Origin of the sequence: Mangrovimonas futianensis (genome assembly GCF_021245805.1) — a bacterium.
GTDB classification, from domain to species: domain Bacteria; phylum Bacteroidota; class Bacteroidia; order Flavobacteriales; family Flavobacteriaceae; genus Mangrovimonas; species Mangrovimonas futianensis.
In genome coordinates, this window is record NZ_JAJJNF010000007.1 from 193676 (window position 1) to 213182 (window position 19507).

Sequence of the window (19507 nt, forward strand, 5' to 3'; positions counted from 1 at the left end):
TATGGGAAAGACCTTATTCGATAAAGTATGGGATGCTCACGTTGTCGACTCCATTGATAACGGACCTCAGGTATTATATATAGACAAACATTTAATTCACGAAGTTACTAGTCCGCAAGCCTTTAAGGAACTTGAGGAACGAAACATTCCCATTTTTAGACCAGATCAAATTGTTGCTACTGCAGACCATAATACCCCAACAGTAAATCAACATTTACCAGTTAGGGATGAACTGTCAAGAAACCAGTTAAAACAACTGGCTGAAAATTGTGAGAAAAACGGTATCACTTTATACGGTCTTGGCCATCCATATAATGGAATTGTTCATGTGATGGCACCTGAACTTGGGATTACCCAACCTGGAATGACCATGGTTTGTGGAGATAGTCACACTTCCACACATGGTGCCTTTGGAAGTATTGCCTTTGGAATTGGAACAAGCCAGGTAGCTCAAGTTTTTGCAAGCCAATGTTTGCTTTTGACTAAACCGAAAAGTTTGAGAGTGAGCGTTAATGGGAAACTAAAAAATGGCGTTCTTCCTAAGGATGTCATTCTGTATATTATTTCCAAAATAGGAACCAATGCAGGAACTGGATACTTCTGTGAATATGCAGGCGATGTTTTTGAAGACATGAGCATGGAAGGAAGAATGACCGTCTGTAACATGAGTATTGAAATGGGTGCTCGAGGCGGTATGATTGCACCAGACCAAACCACTTTTGATTATGTAAAAGGAAGGGAATTTGCTCCAAAAGGTGATGAATTTGATAAAAAAGTAGCCTATTGGAAAACCCTACCGTCAGATGAGGATGCCGTTTTTGACAAAGAATACACCTTTGATGCAGCTGATATAGAACCTATGGTTACCTATGGAACCAATCCTGGAATGGGAATTAAAATCAATGCCCGTATACCAGAATTAAACGATGCCTCTTTTGAAAAATCCTTGCAATACATGGATTTCAAAAAAGGTGAATATATGCTGAACAAACCTATCAATTATGTATTTATAGGCAGTTGTACCAATTCCAGAATTGAAGATTTTAGAGTTGCAGCCCAGTTTATAAAAGGAAAACAAAAAGCTGATAATGTAACAGCCTGGTTGGTACCAGGAAGTAAGCAAGTAGAATCCCAAATTGAAGCTGAAGGACTGAAAGACATTTTTGAAGCCGCTGGATTTGAATTGCGACAACCTGGATGTTCTGCCTGTCTTGCCATGAATGATGATAAAATACCGCAGGGAGAATACTGTGTATCAACTTCGAATAGAAATTTTGAAGGAAGACAGGGACAAGGCGCAAGAACCATTTTAGCAAGTCCCTTAGTAGCGGCGGCGACCGCTGTAGCAGGTAAAATTGTAGATGTTACCAAATTATTGGAACACAGTTATGAAGAAGAATTGATTTAAATGGAAAAATTCACCACATTACATAGTACAGCCATCCCATTAGATATCGAAAATATTGATACCGATCAAATCATCCCTGCCCGCTTTCTAAAAGCCACGGACAAACAAGGATTTGGCGATAATGCCTTTCGGGATTGGCGTTTTGATAAAGAAGGAAACCCTAACAAAGATTTTGTACTCAACGACCCTAAGTTTTCTGGAAGTATTTTAGTTGCAGGGGACAATTTTGGTTGTGGATCTAGCAGGGAACATGCTGCTTGGGCCTTGGTTGGATACGGCTTTAAAGTGATTGTTTCCAGTTTTTTTGCAGACATTTTTAAAGGAAATGCCTTAAACAATGGTTTGCTACCCGTACAGGTATCACCACCATTTTTAAAGCAGGTTTTAGATTTAATCCAAGCAAAACCTGACACTCAGATCACTGTAAATTTAGAAAACCAGACCATATTTGTGGCGCATACAGATTTGAAGGAATCTTTTGATATTGACCCATACAAAAAGACCTGTATGATCAATGGTTATGATGACATTGATTATTTACTGAGCAAAAAGAAAGAAATAGAACAATTTGAGGCCGCCCTTTAGGTGGCTTTTTGCGTTAGCGGTTGCAGTGGCATCCTTTTGTTGATGTCGAGCAAAGCGAGAACATGAAACAAAAGATATAACGAAAAACGCGACCCGAAGGGAAACGTCCAAAACAACAACGAACAAAAAACACTCATGAAACTGAATATTGCTGTTTTATCAGGAGATGGCATTGGTCCCGAAGTGACCGATCAAGCCATCAAAGTATTGAAAGCTATAGCTGTAGAATTTGATCACACCTTCCTTTTCTCATCGGCTCCAGTTGGAGCTATTGCCATAGATGAAACTGGAAATCCACTACCGGACAGCACCCTTGATTTATGCAAAACAAGTGATGCCGTTTTATTTGGATCTATTGGAGACCCTAAATATGATAATGATCCCAATGCTAAAGTTCGCCCAGAACAAGGGTTATTGAAACTAAGAAAAGAATTGGGTTTATACGCCAATATTCGTCCGGTAAAAGCCTATGATATGCTTTTGGATAAGTCTCCCTTGAAAAAAGAGAACATTCAAGGAACCGACATCAGCATCTATAGGGAACTGACAGGAGGTATTTACTTTGGGGAGAAAAAGCAAAATGAGGAAGGCACTTGGGCTTCTGACTTATGTGAATATTCCAAAGAAGAAATAGAGCGAATTTCCCATCTGGCATTCAAAGCGGCTCAAGCTCGCAGGAGCAAGTTAACACTTGTTGATAAAGCGAATGTATTGGAAACATCGCGCTTATGGAGAAAAGTTGTAAAACAAGTTGCCGAGTCCTATCCAGATGTGGAATTGGATTTCTTATTTGTAGACAACGCAGCAATGCAAATGATCTTAAATCCGAAACAATTCGATGTCATCTTAACAGAGAATATGTTTGGTGATATTATTAGTGATGAGGCCAGCGTAATAGGTGGAAGTATTGGTTTATTGGCATCAGCTTCTGTAGGTGACAAACATGCCTTATTTGAACCCATTCACGGCTCATATCCACAGGCGACTGGAAAAGGAATTGCCAACCCTGTAGCCTCTATTTTATCAGCAGCTATGTTGTTAGATCATTTTGAACTTTATCAAGAGGCCGAATTAATCAGAAAGGCCGTCGAAAAGTCCTTACAATTAAACATCACGACTCCAGATTTAAATCCGGATTCTGAAAATATTACCACAAGTAAAGTTGGAGATTTCATTGAGGATTATATTAATAACCCTCAAGATTCCAACATCAATTTTCAAAACTTACATTTGGGTCAGTCTACCATTATTTAAGTCCTCCCTAAATGAATGATTAATAGTTTAAAAGCACCTCTCTGGGGTGCTTTTTAGCTTCTATTAAATTCCATTGATTTCATTCATGATTTCTGAAAACAACTGATAAGAACGCCTCCTGTCTTGAGGATCAAAGGTATTGGTCACTACCATCAATTCATCTACCTTGTTTTCCGCTAAGAATTTTTCAGTCTCTTCCTTCACCTTCTTTTTATCACCTACCACTGAAAAACGCAACATCTGTTGAACTGATGGGTTCATCAAAATACTTTTTAATTCCGAAGTCATTTGGGTGGGAGGTGTTAAATACTCCCGTTTCCCCATAAATAGGTTCATCACCATTCTTATAGGCGATGTAAACATCATCTCAGCCTTTTCCAATGTATCTGCAGCAATAACATTCACGCCAGCAATCACATAAGGCTGGGATAAAAATTGAGAAGGTGTAAAATCATGTCTGTAAATTTGGAGTGCCTCATGAAAGTGAGCCGTTGCGAAATGACTAGCAAAAGCATAGGGCAGCCCCAATCTAGCAGCTAGTTTGGCACTATCCGTACTGGATCCCAAAATATAAATAGGAACTTGAACGCCCTCTGCAACTGTGGCACGGACCTTATTTTGAACATTGTCAAGTGAAAAATACTGCTGGATATCAGCCACCTCATCAGGAAACCTTATGGTGGCCTGCATTCTATCTGACCTAATCGCATTGGCCGTATCGGCATCGGTACCCGGCGCACGTCCCAATCCCAAATCTATTCTATCGGGATATAACGTTCCAAGGGTCCCAAACTGTTCAGCTACAATGAGTGGGGAATGGTTAGGCAACATAATTCCTCCCGAGCCGACCCGAATACTTTTGGTGTTTTCAGCAATATAACCTATCAAAATAGAAGTAGCAGAACTAGCTATATTGATGGAATTATGATGTTCTGCCAACCAAAATCGATGATATCCCAAAGATTCTACCAATTGGGCCAACTCCAACGTATTGGCGAAAGTTTCTTTGACTTGGCTGCCTTCATTTACAAAGGCTAATTCTAGCATGGAGTATTTTACTTCACTCAATTCTCTAATCATTTTTATATGACGTGAAATTATTAAAATGAATACGGAATGGTCTTAATATTATGTTAGAAATTAAAGGATCACAGCATAGTCTACATCGTTTAATTTGAAAATGCATGAATCAGTTTTTGAATGGTTCCGTTGATAATGTTTAAATTTACAATATCATCAAAAACACTTGTATGCAAATTTTAGGAATCGACATTGGAGGAAGTGGTATGAAAGGTGCCATAGTAAATACCATAACAGGGGAACTAATCACAGAACGATTTCGTATTCCTACGCCCAAATCGAGAACTCCAGAAGCCATGGCTGAAGTATTTAAGGATATTGTGGCTCATTTTGATTATTCGGGCCCCATTGGTTGTGGTTTCCCTAGCATAATCAAGCATGGAATTTGTAAAGCCTCAGGAAATTTACATGATGAATGGGACCATGTCAATGTCGAAGAATTATTCTCTAAAGCCTGTAAGCAATCAGTAACCGTTATCAATGACGCCGATGCTGCTGGATATGCCGTTATGAACTATGGTATAGGGCAAGGAAAATCAGGATTGGTTGTCACTATTACCATTGGAACCGGTTTGGGCAGTGGTGCCTTCTATGATGGAAAATTAATACCCAATTTTGAATTGGGCCAAATCCCATATAAGAAATACAAAAAAATAGAACAATGGGCCGCCAATTCGGTCAAAGAAAAAAAGAACCTCAGCTTTAAAAAATGGGGTAAGCGCTTTAATACCTTTTTAGAATTAGTAGACACTATTATTTGTCCTGATTTTATCATTTTAGGTGGTGGCACCTCTGATGATTTTGACAAATTCAAAAAGTATATTAAAATAGAAACACCCGTAGCCCCAGCCCATCTTGGCAACCATGCCGGAATCATTGGTGCTGCCTGTGCAGCCACTCACAAAATCCCAAAATCATATTAGGAACCTACTCAGGAAATTTCGCCCTAATTTTATCTAACCTGAGGTTCCCCATGCTCCCAACATGCACATGCTGTTTTGACATATCGGGCACATAGGTACCATCTTGTACTTCAGCCCCAATTTTTTTATAAGCATCTCTAAAACTCATCCCCGACTCGACCAGAGTATTGATATTATCCACTGTAAAGAGATACTGATATTTGGGATCATTTAAATCAATTTCCTTCACTTGAATCTGCTTAATGGCATAATTAAAAATATCTAACAGGTCCTTTGTATCTTCTATCGCTCCTATCATATTTTCCTTCAGCAATTGGTAATCCCGATGATACCCACTCGGCAAATTATTAGTGATCAAGGTCATTTCCATAGGTAAACTTTGAAGTTTATTACTCTTGCCACGAATTAGCTCAAAAACATCTGGATTCTTTTTATGGGGCATGATACTACTTCCTGTGGTTAATTCATCTGGAAAGGAAATGAAACCAAAGTTTTGGCTCATATACAAACAAATGTCCATCGAGAATCTGGCTAGCGTATTTGTCAAACTTGATATAGCCATAGACAAAGTTCGTTCCGCCTTTCCACGGCTCATTTGTGCTGCCACAACATTATATTTCATGGATGTAAACCCTAAAGCTTTCCTAGTAAACTCTCTGTCTATAGTAAACGAACTTCCATAACCGGCAGCAGAACCCAATGCATTCTGATCGACTGTTTTTAAGGCTGCTTGCAATAAATAAACGTCGTCTACCAACATCTCGGCATAAGCGGAAAACCACAACCCAAAAGACGATGGCATAGCAACCTGCAGATGGGTGTACCCAGGAAGTAACCTATCTTTATAAGCGTCTGCCAAGTCCAAAAGTGTTTCAAAAAGAACTTTTGACTTACCGAGAATCTCTTTTAAGTTTTCTTTGTAATACAACTGAAGGGCTACCAAAACTTGATCATTTCTAGATCTAGCCGTATGGATTTTTTTACCAACATCTCCATAAGCCTTGGTCAATTCAAATTCAATCTTGGAATGCACATCTTCAAATTGGTCTTCAATAGCAAACGTCCCATTTTCCAGTTGCTCTGATAACATTTTAAGACCTTCTTCCAATTGTTTCAACTCACCTTCGGAAAGAATTTCCACTTCCTTCAACATCTGTGCATGAGCCAAAGAGGCCTGAATGTCATATCTGGCGATAAACATATCGATCTCACGATCATTACCAACTGTAAACTGCTCTATTTTTTTATCGATAGAAATCCCCTTATCCCAAAGTTTCATTTTTTATAGATATTAGAATCAAGACCGCTTCGCTTCTAGAACCTCGACTTAAAAATAGTGGTTCTGCAATCTTGATTATTGGTTCATTTAAAATACTTTCTTTAATAATTCAATATAAATCTTTATCCCTTCCTCTATTTCCTCCAAGTGAATAAATTCATCTGCAGAATGTGACCTTGTACTATCCCCAGGCCCCAGTTTTAATGAGGGACAAGATAAGACTGCCTGGTCGGATAAAGTTGGGGAACCATAGGTTGTTCTTCCCATCTCAATACCAGCTTGCACCAATGGATGAGACACAGGAATAGATGACGAATTCAACCTCAAACTTCTCGGAATCAAGCTATCTACAGGGGCCTTCTTCATTAATATCTCTGCTACCTCTTGATTGGAGTATTGATCATTCACCCGACAATCTATGACCAAATCCACATTGGCAGGAATGGCATTATGTTGTTTTCCTCCATGGATTTGGGAAACGGTCAGCTTGACCTCTCCCAAAGTTTCAGATACTTTCTCAAATTTAAAATCTCGGAACCATTCTAATACCTTAATGGTATTATAAATGGCATTATCATCATTCGGGTGGGCGGCATGACTGGGTGTTCCTTTTACCACGGCATCAAACACAACCAAGCCCTTTTCGGCTACTGCCAAATTCATTAAAGTAGGTTCTCCTACTATGGCTACATCAATTTTAGGAATAATGGGAAGCATACTGTTCAATCCTTTATCCCCACTACTCTCTTCCTCTGCTGATGCCACAATTACCAAGTTATAAGTTAAATCCCTTTTTTCATAAAAATAGGTGAACGTTGCAATCAATGACACCAAACACCCCCCAGCATCATTGCTTCCTAAACCAAATAATTTTCCATCTTCAACGAGAGCTTTAAACGGATCCTTAGTATAACCGTTATTGGGTTTAACCGTATCATGATGGGAATTGAGCAACAAAGTCGGTTTGGAAGCATCAAAATACTTATTGATGGCCCAAACATTGTGGTTGGTTCTATTGAAAGGAATTTTATGATCGGTAAACCAATTTTCAATATGGTGCGCTGTTCCATCTTCCTCCGATGAGAAAGATGGCGTTTCTATAAGTTGTTTTAACAACTCGATGGCTTCCTGTGTAAGCTGTTCTATCATAAAACCAAGGTTGTAAATTTTTGATTTGTGTTTGAAATTATGGTTGGGTTTCCTATAATCACTTTAGAAACGCCTTTTTTTAGTCCTTCAAAACAATTGTGTACTTTGGGTAACATCCCTTCTGAAATGACCCCTTCAGACACCAATTCTTTATAAGTTCCCAAATTGATTTGTTCAATTACGGACTGATCATCTTCAATAGAACGTAACACGCCATTTTTCTCAAAAATATAAATCAATGACACCTCATATTTTAAAGACATAGCTATGGCCAATTCCGAAGCAATCGTATCTGCATTGGTATTTAAAAGCTGTCCCATCTTATTATGGGTAATGGCACAAAATACGGGTACCAAATTATTTTCGAGTAATAGTGCAATCTGTCCCTCATTAATTTCATCGACATCGCCTGCAAATCCATAATCCAGATATTTCACTTCCCTTTTATGGGACCTAATGACATTGGCATCGGCTCCAGACAAACCAATCGCATTTGATCCAAACGATTGTAATTGGGCAGTTATATTCTTATTCAACAACCCAGCATAAACCATAGTAACAATCTCCAAATTGGATTGGTCTGTAATTCGACGACCATCAACCATTTTTGCCTCTACACCCAACTTGGCTGCCAATTCTGTGGCTCGCTTTCCTCCTCCATGAACTAAAATTTTCTTACCTTCTATTTTGGAAAAGGCCAATAAAAATTCGGCTAAAGCCTCTTGATTATTGATAATATTACCTCCAATTTTTATAATTTGAAGCGGTTCTTTACTCATTGGCACACATTTTAATTACTTTCATTTTATAAATTCTCCAAAATATTTTTAAGCACCACTTGGGCAGCAAACGTTCTATTGTTCGCTTGTTTTATAACCACCGATTGCTCACTATCAAGCACTGCGTCTTCTACTACCACATTTCTTCTCACTGGCAAGCAGTGCATGAATTTGGCCTGACCTAATTTTTCTTGGGTCATCATCCAGCTTGGGTCTGAATTTAAAACCTGACCATAATCCTTGAAATTACTCCAGTTCTTCACGTAAACGAAATCTGCATTCTTCATGGCCTCCTTTTGATCATAAACAATTGGGACATCTTTGGTTATTTCAGGATCCAACTCATACCCTTCAGGATGGGTGATTACAAACTCCACGTCCATTTCTTGCATCATACTTGCAAACGAATTGGCCACTGCTTGGGGTAACGCCTTCGGATGCGGCGCCCAAGACAACACCACCTTTGGAACTTTCTTTTCTGTTAGTTCTGTAATGGTAATCGCATCGGCCAAAGCTTGCAATGGATGCGCTATAGCACTTTCCATATTGACAATGGGTACCGTGGCATACTTCTCAAAACTTTTTAAAATATATTCGGATTGATCTTTGGCCTTGTCTTTTAAGCTTGGAAATGCTCTCACTGCAATCACATCGGCATATTGGGAAATCACTTGTGCCGCTTCTTTAACATGCTCTGAAGTGTTGGCATCCATAATGGTTCCATCATCAAATTCAAGCTGCCAAGCCTCATTCACATTTAATGACATCACATCCATCCCTAAATTCTTTGCCGCCTTTTCCGTACTTAATCTGGTTCTAAGACTGGCATTGAAAAACAACATGACCAGGGTTTTATTTTTACCCAATTCTTTATACTCAAATGGATCCATTTTTAATAAAATGGCTTCCTTAATCGCATCTTGAATATTGGGAATATCCTGTATTTCCGTGTACTTCTTCATTTATAATTCCGCTTTCAAGGCATTAAAAAATTGATCGATATGTGATTTTTTTACCGTCAATGGAGGTAAAATTCTTATCAAGTTTGGATTGTTGGCACTTCCTGTGAATATGTGATGTTGATGGATGAGTTTCTTTCTCAAATCTCCCACCTTGAAATCAAATTCCAAACCTAACATCAATCCGCGTCCTTTCACTTGTTTCAACCCTGGAAGCTCTTTGGTTTTCTCCAAGAAATAAGCAGAGACTTCCATAGCATTCGCCATTAAGTCTTCATCAACCATGACTTTCAAAACAGATAAAGATGCAGAACAAGCCAAATGATTCCCTCCAAATGTCGTACCCAACATACCATAAACAGCCTTAATATCTGGATGGATTAAAATCCCTCCGATAGGAAATCCATTTCCCATCCCTTTGGCAAGGGAAATGATATCGGGCTCAATTTTATGTTTTTGGAACGCAAAAAAGCCACCTGTTCTACCGAAACCCGATTGCACCTCATCTGCTATAAATAAAACGCCATATGTTTTGCATAATTCTGCTAAGCCCTGGTAAAATTCTGTGGTACTTTCATCCAATCCTCCTACACCTTGAATAACTTCCACAATCACAGCACAGGTTTGACCTGCCTTTAATATAGCATCAACACCTTGCAAATCGCCCAAGGCAACAAAATCAACTTGATGCTGCCCATTTAATGGCGCCACAATTTTTGGGTTATCCGTTGCTGCAACGGCTGCAGAGGTTCTTCCGTGAAAGGAATTTTTAAAGGCCAGCACTTTCGATTTCCCTGTCACAAATGAGGCTAATTTCAGCGCATTTTCATTGGCTTCAGCACCCGAATTACATAAAAACAACTGGTAATCGGTACAACCTGAAATTTGCGCCAATTGTTGCGCCAAAGCCTCTTGCAGCGGATTTTGGATTGCATTACTATAAAAACCCAATTTACCCACTTGGTCTGAAATCGCTTCAACATATTGGGGATGGGAATGACCTATGGAAATAACAGCATGCCCACCATACAAATCCAAATACTCCTGACCTTGATCATCATATACATAGACATCCTTTGCCTTTACAGGTGTTATATCAAACAGAGGGTAAACATCAAACAAACTCATATTTGCTCTTTTTTAATGTTACTGATTTTTTGAAATGAAGCTACCATACCTTGAATTAAAGAAGAGCTCAATCCTTTGTGCTCCATCTCATTGAGTCCTTCTATGGTACAACCTTTAGGAGTTGTCACCTTGTCAATTTCCTCTTCAGGATGATTGCCTGTATTGATTAACAAACTCGCAGCTCCTTCACAAGTATACATGGCTAATTCTTGAGCTTCATTAGAGTCAAACCCTAATTGGATGGCAGCTTGGGTTGTAGCCCTTATGAGACGCATCCAAAAAGCAATACCACTGGCGCACACTACTGTTGCAGCCTGCATCTGGCTCTCAGGAATCTCCAAAGTGTGACCCAGTCTATTGAAAATGGCTTCAGCTACTTTGATTCTCTTAGCTCCCATCACATTGCTACATAAACAGGTCATGGACTTACCTACAGCAATTGCCGTATTGGGCATTGCCCGAATAATATATTGCTCTGCACCTACAATTGCTTCTATTTTTGGAATAGTATAACCCGTGATTGTTGAAATTATGACATGTTTTTCGGTTAAAAAAGGAGCAACATCTTTTAAAATGGCTTCAAAATGTGATGGCTGGACGGCAAAAATCAAAATATCAGATTCTTTTACCGCAGCCACATTATCCTGCGTAATAGAAACACCTTTGTAACCTTCAAATTCTGAAAGAGCTTCGGGGTGTCTCTTAGTTAAAACAAGAGTTGTAATGGCATTGTTGGTGATTAATCCTTTGGCGATTGATCGTCCTAAATTTCCAGTTCCTATAATAGCAATTTTCATATTGAATCGTTTAAAAATAGTTGGCTTTCAGTTTTAATCCTTCGTCTTCAAAAAAGCCACACATTAAGTTCATATTCTGTACCGCTTGCCCTGAGGCACCTTTAAGTAAATTGTCAATAACACTAGTAACCAGTAAAGTTTCTTGATGCTTGTGAAGATGCAACAAACATTTATTGGTATTGACCACCTGTTTCAAATGCAGAGGCTCATCACACACAAAGGTAAAAGCAGCATTCCTGTAATAATTTTGATACAATTCCTGAGCATCTTTCAAAGATCCAGAAAAAGGCATATATGCCGTTGCAAAAATCCCTCTTGAGAAGTTCCCTCGGTTGGGCATGAAGAACACTTCCTTAGAAAAGTCACTTTGAAGCTGTTTCAAGGATTGATTTATTTCTCCCAAATGTTGGTGTGTAAAAGGCTTGTAATAAGAAAAATTATTGTCTCGCCAAGTAAAGTGAGTCGTTTCTGAAAGGGAAGTTCCTGCTCCCGTCGCTCCCGTCACGGCATTCACATGTACATCACCCTTTAAAAAATTGGCCTGAGCCAAAGGCAACAATGCCAATTGAATGGCTGTAGCAAAACACCCTGGATTTGCAATATAGTTGGACAATTTAATGGCGTCCCTATTCAGTTCTGGCAAACCATAAGTAAATGTATTTCCTTGAAAGACCTTATCTGCTTCCAACCTAAAATCATTACTTAAGTCAATAATTTTCGTGGTGCTTGAAAACGAATTACTCTCTAAAAAAGCCTTGGAATTTCCATGTCCCAAACAGAGGAACAACACATCTACATCTGGATTAATAGCATCAGTAAACTTTAAATCTACTGCTCCCATTAAATCTTGATGCACTTTTCCTATGGGGTTTCCAGCGTTTGACGTACTATAAACAAAGTCGATTTTTGTTTGGGAGTGATGCATCAACAACCTGATTAATTCACCAGCCGTATAGCCCGCTCCACCAACAATTCCTACTTTTTGTATCATGATTCTGAATTTACTTGGTGATAGATTCTATTTTGATTTCCTAGTATTTTTATAAAGCCCTTTGCTTCGTCAGCTGTCCATCCTTTATTCATTTCACCATAGCTTCCAAATTTGGCATTCATCAGATCATGATCCGAAGCAATACCATCCAAAGAAAAATGATAAGGCTTAAGGGACACGGTTACATCACCAGAAACCATCTCCTGACTGCTCTTCAAAAACGCCTCAATGTTTCTCATGACGGGGTCTAAATATTGTCCCTCATGTAAATGCATGCCGTAGAAACTGGACAAATATTCTTTATGTTGCAATTGCCATTTGGTTAAGGTGTGCTTTTCCAATAAATGATGCGCTTTCACAATAATTAATGCAGCCGAGGCTTCAAATCCTACCCTTCCTTTAATACCAACAATGGTATCTCCAACATGCACATCTCTACCAATAGCAAATGGAGAAGCAAGATTTTGAAGCAATTCTATATTCTTTTCTGGAAGATTTACTTCACCGTTCAAGGCAGTCAACTCTCCTTTTTCAAAAGTCAAAACCACCTTCTCCTCTCCCTCCTTCTGCAGTTGAGATGGATAAGCAGAACCTGGCAGTGGTTTATCGGAAGTCAATGTTTCAGAACCACCAACACTCGTCCCCCAAAGGCCCTTATTGATTGAATATCTTGCCTTGTCCCATGACATATCTACGCCGTTTGCAATGAGATAATCAATTTCCGCTTCTCTGCTTAATTTTTTATCTCTAATAGGGGTAATAATCTCAATTTCTGGAGCCAGTGTTTGGAAAATCATATCAAAACGAACTTGATCATTTCCTGCTCCTGTGCTTCCATGAGCAATATATTTGGCACCTATAGACTTGGCGTATTCAACAATTTCAATAGCTTGAATAATACGTTCTGCACTCACCGATAAGGGATAGGTGTTATTTTTCAACACATTTCCAAAAATGAGATACTTAACAACCTTTTCATAAAAGGTATGGATGGCGTCCACATTCACATAGGAAGCAACACCCATTCTATAAGCTTTCGATTCGATCGTTTGGATTTCTTCTATCGTAAATCCACCTGTATTGACACTAACGGCATGGACTTCATAGTCTAAATCCTTACTTAGGTGAACGGCACAATAGGATGTATCTAAGCCTCCGCTATAGGCCAAAACCACTTTACTTTTCATTTTTTTCTTTCTTTAAATACAAGGTTTCTTTAATTTGCTTCAGCCTTTTAAACACTTTTTCTTTGACAGGCTTCACGTTTATTTTCCCTCCTTTTTTTTCTATTTCTGGATTGTATAACATTCCTGTACACAAACACATTTTTTGCTCGGTACGTTGTAAAACATCATAGTTTTTACAGGTTTGGCATCCTTTCCAAAAGGTTGGGTCATCTGTTAATTCTGAAAACGGAACGGGGCGATATCCCAATTCGGTATTCATTTTCATAACAGCCAGACCTGTAGTGATACTAAAAACTTTGGCATCTGGATATTTCTTTCTAGAGTGCTCAAAAATTTTATGTTTGATTTGTTTGGCCACACCAGCTCCTCTATAATCAGGATGTACAATCAATCCGGAATTTGCTACAAATTTGCCGTGGCTCCAAGCCTCGATATAGCAAAACCCAACAAATTTATCTCCGTCCAAGGCTATAACAGCATTGCCATTTTCCATTTTGGTAATGATATATTCAGGAGTGCGCTTCGCTATACCAGTTCCTCGTACCTTAGCCGATTCAGCGATGGTATCAGAAATAAGAGATGCGTAAACCGCATGAGATTTGTCTGCAATAACAATTTTCATTGTTCAAAAAATAAGATTAAGGTTAATTTGATTTTGGAAGAAAAGAACCGGACTCACCTAAGTTCCATAGAAAGCATACACCCTTACGGGCGGCGATACAAACGGAAAGGAGTCAACGGTTGACCGAAATCAACTGCTAATTTTATTAAAAATGTTATTTGGAAAATATGTTTCAAGATTAAAATAATATACGTTATACAATTGCAAAAAGAAGATTAGCAATAGCGTCGGCGTTTGCTAATCAGCAAACTGGGTTGTGACGGACGTATATTATTTTCTGGTTTAAACATGCAACAAATATATAAATTATTTGAAATCGCTTATACCGATTAACTAAATTTTTACAAAATATAGTCCGTGCTCACAAAATTTGACGCATTTGCATCCAATAAATTATTCAAAATCTCCTTGTTATATTCGGTATCCTTTGTTGCCACAAAAGTTCTAATGGAAAATGACCTTAAGGCATCATGGACACTAAGGGTTCCTTTAGCTGAATCCTTTCTACCAGTGAAAGGATATACATCTGGTCCACGTTGGCAAGAACTGTTTAAGTTCACACGACACACCAAGTTTACCAAGGTATCAATTAACGGTGCCAAGGTTTTAATATCGTTACCAAACAAACTCACTTGCTGTCCGTAATTGGATTCTGCCATCTCATCCAATGGCTGTTCAATATCCTTAAATGGTACTATTGGTATCACAGGTCCGAATTGTTCCTCTTGATACACACGCATGTCTTTGGTTACTGGAAATAGCACCGCAGGAAAAATATAATTTTCTGATGTTTCTCCGCCTTTTTCGTTAAGAACCTTGGCGCCTTTTGAAATAGCATCATCAATTAGTTCTTGAATATATGCTGGCTTTTCAGGTTCTGGAAGCGGCGTCAATTTAGCTCCTTGCTCCCACGGATTCCCAAATTTCAAACCATCCACTTTCTTGGAAAAACGGCTATTAAATTCCTCCAAAATATCTTCATGAACATAAAGAATTTTCAAAGCAGTACACCGTTGCCCATTAAATGACAAGGTTCCCGCAATACACTCGTCTATAGCCAAATCTAGGTTGGCGTCTGGTAACACGATAGTAGGGTTTTTAGCCTCCAAGCCCAATACCAATCGTAATCTATTCTGTTTGGGATGTTGATCCATTAATGCATTGGCCGATTTACTGTTTCCAATTAATGCCAAAACATCTACCTTCCCTGATTGCATAATTGGCGATGCCACCACACGACCTCTTCCGTACAAAATGTTTACAGCGCCTTTTGGGAAGCTATTTTTGAATGCCTCCAACAAGGGAGTCAATAATAAAACACCATGTTTCGCCGGTTTAAAAATACAGGTGTTACCCATAATTATAGCTGGAATGAGAAGGGCGAACGTTTCATTCAATGGGTAATTATAGGGCCCCAAACACAATACAACCCCTAAAGGACCTCGACGGATGTGGGCATACACCCCATCGTGTTTTGAGAATTTGGCACTGTCACGATCCAGTTGCTTGTATTCTTCAATGGTATCGTAGATATACTCTACAGTTCTATCAAATTCTTTTTCAGAATCTGGAAGGTTTTTACCAATTTCCCACATCAATAATTTCACAACTTCTTCCCGTTTGGTTTTCATTTGCTCTACAAACTTTTCCATACAGGCAATGCGATCTGCCACTTTCATGGTTGGCCACAATCCTTGTCCCTTGTCATAGGCATTACATGCCGCATCCAAAGCTTCCAAGGCCTCTTTTTCAGTGAGAGTTGGAATGGTTCCTAAAAAGGTGGGTTTATAATCTTCAGTTGAAGAAATGGTAGAATAAACATCGGAAGTTTCTCCTTTCCATTCAATTAATTCTCCATTGATTAAATAGGTATTCTGATTGATCCCATTTTTAATTTGAAATTCTTCTGGAATTTCTACGTAGGTGGAACTTAACATAAAACTAAAAACTTTAAAGTTCACCTTAAAGATACAATAAAGCTCTTAGTAATTTGGTTACCTTAAGGTTAAACTAAACCAAAAACTGAAATAAGTCTGGTTTGTTATTTAAATAATCCCCATAGAAATTGTGTTGCTTCATTTTCGTTATCAACGGTTGTAAATCGTCGGGTGTTTTTAATTCGATTCCCACTACAGCCGAACCATTATCCCTATTTGATTTTTTGGTATACTCAAAATGGGTAATATCATCATTAGGTCCTAAAATTTCAACAACAAATTCTTTTAATGCCCCTGCACGTTGCGGGAACTTCACAATGAAATAATGCTTAAGATTGGAATACAAAAGAGCACGTTCCTTGATTTCGGCGGTGCGTGTGATATCATTATTGCTTCCGCTTACAACACAAACCACATTTTTACCTTTTAGTTTATCGGCATAAAAATCTAAAGCTGCAATACTCAATGCGCCAGCAGGCTCTACTACAATAGCTTCTTTATTATATAAATCCAGTATGGTTTGACAAATTTTACCTTCTGGAACCATTATCATGTCATCCAAGGTTTGTCTGCATATGGCAAATGTCTTCTCTCCTACCCTTTTTACAGCTGCTCCATCAACGAAATTCTCAATATCATCCAGTTCTGTTACTTGATTATTTTTTAACGAAGTTAACATGGAAGGCGCCCCCTCAGGTTCTACGCCAATGATTTTGGTTTCGGGAGACATCTCCTTGAATATGGTTGACAAACCAGAAGCCAAACCGCCACCTCCAACAGGTACAAACACATAGTCGATTGGGGTTTCTGTTTGACTTAACAATTCCAAAGCGATGGTGGCTTGACCTTCGATTACTTTTTCGTCATTGAATGGATGAATAAAGGTTTTATTCGACTGTTTTTGTTCCTTCATGGCAGCATGATAAGAATCGTCAAACGTATCTCCTTCCAAAACCACTTCTATGAATTCTTCACCAAACATTTTTACCTGTTCGATCTTTTGCATGGGTGTGGGCGTAGGCATGAAAATGGTTCCTGGAATTTTCAACAACCTGCAGGATAAGGCTACTCCCTGTGCGTGATTACCCGCACTTGCACAAACCACTCCATTACTTATTTCCTCAGGAGTCAAAGAGGACATTTTATTATACGCGCCCCTAATTTTATAGGAACGAACCAACTGCAAATCTTCCCTTTTAAATAATATATGACCATCAAACTTTCGGGAATAGTGAATATTTGAAGTCAACGGTGTGTGGTTTACTACCGATTTTAATTTCTGAGCAGCTTCTTGAACTGCTTGTAATGTGGGAAAATAAGTTGTGGTTGTTTCCATAGTAAAAAGAATAGCCTCAAGAATCTTGAGGCTATTTAGATTTCAAAATTATGATAATACGGCCTCTTCTTCTGGTTCGGTAATTTTAATCTTTTTCATGGCCGTCATGGCAGCTCTAAGTCGTTTACCTACTGTCTCAATAGAATGAGAGCGAATCGCTTCATTCACTTGGATCAGCTCCACATTATCAACGTCATTAGACGTGGCAAAAGTTTTGCCAATGACAGAAGCATCAACTGTAGTCATAAAATCCTTCAATAAAGGTTTTGCGGCATGATCAAATAGATAACACCCGTATTCTGCGGTATCTGAAATGACTCGATTCATTTCATAAAGTTTTTTACGCGCAATGGTGTTTGCAATCAATGGTAGTTCATGTAAGGATTCATAATAAGCAGAATCTTCTATGATTCCAGAACTTATCATTGTTTCATAAGCCAACTCCACACCGGCTTTAACCATCGCAACCATTAAGGTGCCGTGGTCAAAATATTCCTGTTCTGAAATAGTTTCAGAAGTAAGAGGCGTTTTTTCAAAAGCTGTTTCAGCTGTGGCTGCTCGCCATGTCAACAGATTGACATCATCATTGGCCCAATCTTCCATCATGGTTTGCGAGAAGTGACCTGAAATGATATCATCCATATGCTTTTGGAACAATGGTGTCATCAATACTTTCAATTCTTCGGAAAGCTTGAAAGCTTCAATTTTTGCAGGATTGGATAGGCGATCCATCATATTGGTTATTCCACCATGCTTTAAGGCTTCGGTAATTGTTTCCCAACCATACTGAATCAATTTAGCAGCATATTCTGGTTCAACACCTTCTTCTACCATTCTGTCAAAACACAAAATAGATCCTGTTTGCAGGACTCCACATAGGATGGTTTGCTCACCCATTAAATCACTTTTCACCTCAGCAACAAATGATGATTCCAAAACCCCGGCACGGTGTCCTCCTGTGGCTACAGCATATGCCTTTGCTTGAGATAATCCTTTACCTTCAGGGTCATTTTCTGGATGAACCGCAATCAAGGTTGGCACTCCAAATCCGCGAAGGTATTCCTCACGAACCTCCGTTCCTGGGCATTTAGGCGCGACCATAATCACTGTTAAATCTTCCCTGATTTTGGTTCCTTCTTCTACAATATTAAATCCGTGGGAATAAGACAAAGTCGCTCCTTCTTTCATAAGCGGCATGACCGCCTTCACCACATTACTATGTTGTTTGTCTGGTGTTAAATTGAGTACCACATCTGCAGATGGAATCAATTCGTCATAAGTTCCAACAGTGAAATCATTCTCAGTGGCTTGCAAATAGGATTGACGCTTTTCCTTAATAGCAGCTTCACGCAACGCATAAGAAATATCCAAACCAGAATCTCTCATGTTTAACCCTTGATTTAATCCTTGTGCACCACATCCTATGATGACAATTTTCTTTCCTTTTAATGCTTCTACGCCATCTTCAAATTCAGAAGCAGCCATAAACCGACATTTTCCTAATTGTGCTAATTGTTCTCGTAGTGAGAGTGTGTTAAAATAATTTGACATGGTTTTTGTTTTAGTTGTTGAATGCTACTAGCATTTCTGATATTTTCATTTCCTGTTTGGTGACAGCAATCCTTCCAGAACGGACAAATTGCATAATTCCAAACGGACTTAGTTCATTATACAATTCATTGATTTCATGACGTCTTCCAGACTTTTCCAAAACGAAAAAGACCTTGTTCACCGTCACGATATTGACATTGCCTTCTTTAATAATATTTTGAATCTGTGGCTCATCAAATAGTAAGTCTGATTTGATTTTAAACAAACAAGACTCTTGATAAATGATATCTTCATCCCTGTGGTAGTAAGCCTTAATGACTTCAACCTGCTTCTCTATCTGGCCAATAATTTTCTTGATTTGCTCTTCGGTAACCACCACAACAATGGTCCACCTGAACACCCCATGTATTTCGGAAGCTGAAGAGGCAATACTTTCTATATTGATTTTTCTACGTTGGAAAATTGCCGAAATGCGATTGAGCAAACCCACGTTGTTTTCGGTGTAGATAGAAACGGTATATAATTCTTTTTCTGTATCCATA

At 38.8% G+C, this 19507-nt stretch carries 18 protein-coding genes; 4 read left to right on the forward strand and 14 right to left on the reverse strand.

Annotated elements, in window-relative coordinates:
- The first annotated feature begins 1 nt into the window (after position 1).
- The 3 genes from leuC (at position 2) to leuB (ending at position 3247) form a co-directional block, all read left to right on the forward strand.
- Positions 2–1408: a 3-isopropylmalate dehydratase large subunit gene (gene leuC / locus LOK78_RS13115; protein WP_232635202.1), complete on the forward strand. Its 1407-nt coding sequence runs from the start codon at positions 2–4 to the stop codon at positions 1406–1408.
- Positions 1409–1993: a 3-isopropylmalate dehydratase small subunit gene (gene leuD / locus LOK78_RS13120; protein ID WP_232395218.1), complete on the forward strand. Its 585-nt coding sequence runs from the start codon at positions 1409–1411 to the stop codon at positions 1991–1993.
- A 135-nt stretch (positions 1994–2128) separates the two neighbouring features.
- On the forward strand, positions 2129–3247 hold the full coding sequence (gene leuB / locus LOK78_RS13125) for a 3-isopropylmalate dehydrogenase (protein WP_232395216.1): 1119 nt from the start codon (positions 2129–2131) through the stop codon (positions 3245–3247).
- A 63-nt stretch (positions 3248–3310) separates the two neighbouring features.
- On the opposite strand, the gene LOK78_RS13130 is transcribed toward leuB, so the two are convergent.
- Complete coding sequence (locus LOK78_RS13130) at positions 3311–4327, reverse strand: LLM class flavin-dependent oxidoreductase (RefSeq protein WP_232635203.1); 1017 nt, start codon at positions 4325–4327, stop codon at positions 3311–3313.
- Positions 4328–4497: 170 nt separating this feature from the next.
- Between LOK78_RS13130 and ppgK the strand changes: the two genes are divergently transcribed.
- Positions 4498–5250, forward strand: coding sequence for a polyphosphate--glucose phosphotransferase (ppgK, locus tag LOK78_RS13135; RefSeq protein ID WP_053970332.1), 753 nt, complete (start codon positions 4498–4500; stop codon positions 5248–5250).
- Positions 5251–5254: 4 nt separating this feature from the next.
- Here the strand turns inward: ppgK and argH are convergent, their stop codons facing one another.
- The 13 genes from argH to ilvN form a co-directional block, all read right to left on the reverse strand.
- Complete coding sequence (gene argH, locus LOK78_RS13140) at positions 5255–6529, reverse strand: argininosuccinate lyase (protein WP_232635204.1); 1275 nt, start codon at positions 6527–6529, stop codon at positions 5255–5257.
- A gap of 87 nt (positions 6530–6616) precedes the next feature.
- Positions 6617–7678 carry a M20 family metallo-hydrolase gene (locus LOK78_RS13145; RefSeq protein ID WP_232635205.1) on the reverse strand — a complete coding sequence of 354 codons (1062 nt, stop codon included), beginning with the start codon at positions 7676–7678 and terminating at the stop codon, positions 6617–6619.
- On the reverse strand, positions 7675–8457 hold the full coding sequence (argB, locus tag LOK78_RS13150; RefSeq protein ID WP_232635206.1) for an acetylglutamate kinase: 783 nt from the start codon (positions 8455–8457) through the stop codon (positions 7675–7677). Before argB ends, LOK78_RS13145 begins: the two co-directional genes overlap by 4 nt.
- 26 nt (positions 8458–8483) lie before the next feature.
- Positions 8484–9419, reverse strand: coding sequence for a Rossmann-fold NAD(P)-binding domain-containing protein (locus LOK78_RS13155; RefSeq protein ID WP_232635207.1), 936 nt, complete (start codon positions 9417–9419; stop codon positions 8484–8486).
- Entirely contained in the window at positions 9420–10544 is a 1125-nt protein-coding gene (locus LOK78_RS13160) for an aspartate aminotransferase family protein (protein ID WP_232635208.1), read from the reverse strand. It abuts the gene before it with no gap.
- Positions 10541–11341: a pyrroline-5-carboxylate reductase gene (gene proC, locus LOK78_RS13165; protein WP_053970338.1), complete on the reverse strand. Its 801-nt coding sequence runs from the start codon at positions 11339–11341 to the stop codon at positions 10541–10543. Before proC ends, LOK78_RS13160 begins: the two co-directional genes overlap by 4 nt.
- Positions 11342–11351: 10 nt before the next feature.
- Positions 11352–12332 (reverse strand): N-acetyl-gamma-glutamyl-phosphate reductase, encoded by a 981-nt coding sequence (gene argC, locus LOK78_RS13170; RefSeq protein WP_232635209.1) that lies wholly within the window; start codon positions 12330–12332, stop codon positions 11352–11354.
- Positions 12329–13519, reverse strand: a complete 1191-nt coding sequence (locus LOK78_RS13175; protein ID WP_232635210.1) for an argininosuccinate synthase — start codon at positions 13517–13519, stop codon at positions 12329–12331. The genes argC and LOK78_RS13175 overlap by 4 nt, the downstream gene beginning before the upstream one ends.
- Entirely contained in the window at positions 13509–14141 is a 633-nt protein-coding gene (locus tag LOK78_RS13180; RefSeq protein WP_166960837.1) for a GNAT family N-acetyltransferase, read from the reverse strand. Before LOK78_RS13180 ends, LOK78_RS13175 begins: the two co-directional genes overlap by 11 nt.
- A 341-nt stretch (positions 14142–14482) precedes the next feature.
- The gene (locus tag LOK78_RS13185) at positions 14483–16078 is read right to left on the reverse strand and encodes an NADP-dependent glyceraldehyde-3-phosphate dehydrogenase (protein ID WP_232635211.1); all 1596 of its coding nucleotides are present in this window, start codon (positions 16076–16078) and stop codon (positions 14483–14485) included.
- 73 nt (positions 16079–16151) lie between these two features.
- A complete protein-coding gene (gene ilvA / locus LOK78_RS13190) occupies positions 16152–17414 on the reverse strand; it encodes a threonine ammonia-lyase IlvA (protein WP_232395197.1) in 1263 nt (420 codons plus the stop codon).
- Between the two features lie 48 nt (positions 17415–17462).
- Positions 17463–18965 carry a ketol-acid reductoisomerase gene (gene ilvC, locus LOK78_RS13195; RefSeq protein WP_232395195.1) on the reverse strand — a complete coding sequence of 501 codons (1503 nt, stop codon included), beginning with the start codon at positions 18963–18965 and terminating at the stop codon, positions 17463–17465.
- Positions 18966–18975: 10 nt separating this feature from the next.
- The gene (gene ilvN, locus LOK78_RS13200) at positions 18976–19506 is read right to left on the reverse strand and encodes an acetolactate synthase small subunit (protein ID WP_053970345.1); all 531 of its coding nucleotides are present in this window, start codon (positions 19504–19506) and stop codon (positions 18976–18978) included.
- Between the last annotated feature and the right edge of the window lies 1 nt (position 19507).

Coding starts and splice junctions, on each gene's coding strand:
- leuC (WP_232635202.1), top strand. CDS start 2: ATGGGAAAGACCTTATTCGATAAAGTATGGGATGCTCACGTTGTCGAC.
- leuD (WP_232395218.1), top strand. CDS start 1,409: ATGGAAAAATTCACCACATTACATAGTACAGCCATCCCATTAGATATC.
- leuB (WP_232395216.1), top strand. CDS start 2,129: ATGAAACTGAATATTGCTGTTTTATCAGGAGATGGCATTGGTCCCGAA.
- LOK78_RS13130 (WP_232635203.1), bottom strand. CDS start 4,327: ATGATTAGAGAATTGAGTGAAGTAAAATACTCCATGCTAGAATTAGCC.
- ppgK (WP_053970332.1), top strand. CDS start 4,498: ATGCAAATTTTAGGAATCGACATTGGAGGAAGTGGTATGAAAGGTGCC.
- argH (WP_232635204.1), bottom strand. CDS start 6,529: ATGAAACTTTGGGATAAGGGGATTTCTATCGATAAAAAAATAGAGCAG.
- LOK78_RS13145 (WP_232635205.1), bottom strand. CDS start 7,678: ATGATAGAACAGCTTACACAGGAAGCCATCGAGTTGTTAAAACAACTT.
- argB (WP_232635206.1), bottom strand. CDS start 8,457: ATGAGTAAAGAACCGCTTCAAATTATAAAAATTGGAGGTAATATTATC.
- LOK78_RS13155 (WP_232635207.1), bottom strand. CDS start 9,419: ATGAAGAAGTACACGGAAATACAGGATATTCCCAATATTCAAGATGCG.
- LOK78_RS13160 (WP_232635208.1), bottom strand. CDS start 10,544: ATGAGTTTGTTTGATGTTTACCCTCTGTTTGATATAACACCTGTAAAG.
- proC (WP_053970338.1), bottom strand. CDS start 11,341: ATGAAAATTGCTATTATAGGAACTGGAAATTTAGGACGATCAATCGCC.
- argC (WP_232635209.1), bottom strand. CDS start 12,332: ATGATACAAAAAGTAGGAATTGTTGGTGGAGCGGGCTATACGGCTGGT.
- LOK78_RS13175 (WP_232635210.1), bottom strand. CDS start 13,519: ATGAAAAGTAAAGTGGTTTTGGCCTATAGCGGAGGCTTAGATACATCC.
- LOK78_RS13180 (WP_166960837.1), bottom strand. CDS start 14,141: ATGAAAATTGTTATTGCAGACAAATCTCATGCGGTTTACGCATCTCTT.
- LOK78_RS13185 (WP_232635211.1), bottom strand. CDS start 16,078: ATGTTAAGTTCCACCTACGTAGAAATTCCAGAAGAATTTCAAATTAAA.
- ilvA (WP_232395197.1), bottom strand. CDS start 17,414: ATGGAAACAACCACAACTTATTTTCCCACATTACAAGCAGTTCAAGAA.
- ilvC (WP_232395195.1), bottom strand. CDS start 18,965: ATGTCAAATTATTTTAACACACTCTCACTACGAGAACAATTAGCACAA.
- ilvN (WP_053970345.1), bottom strand. CDS start 19,506: ATGGATACAGAAAAAGAATTATATACCGTTTCTATCTACACCGAAAAC.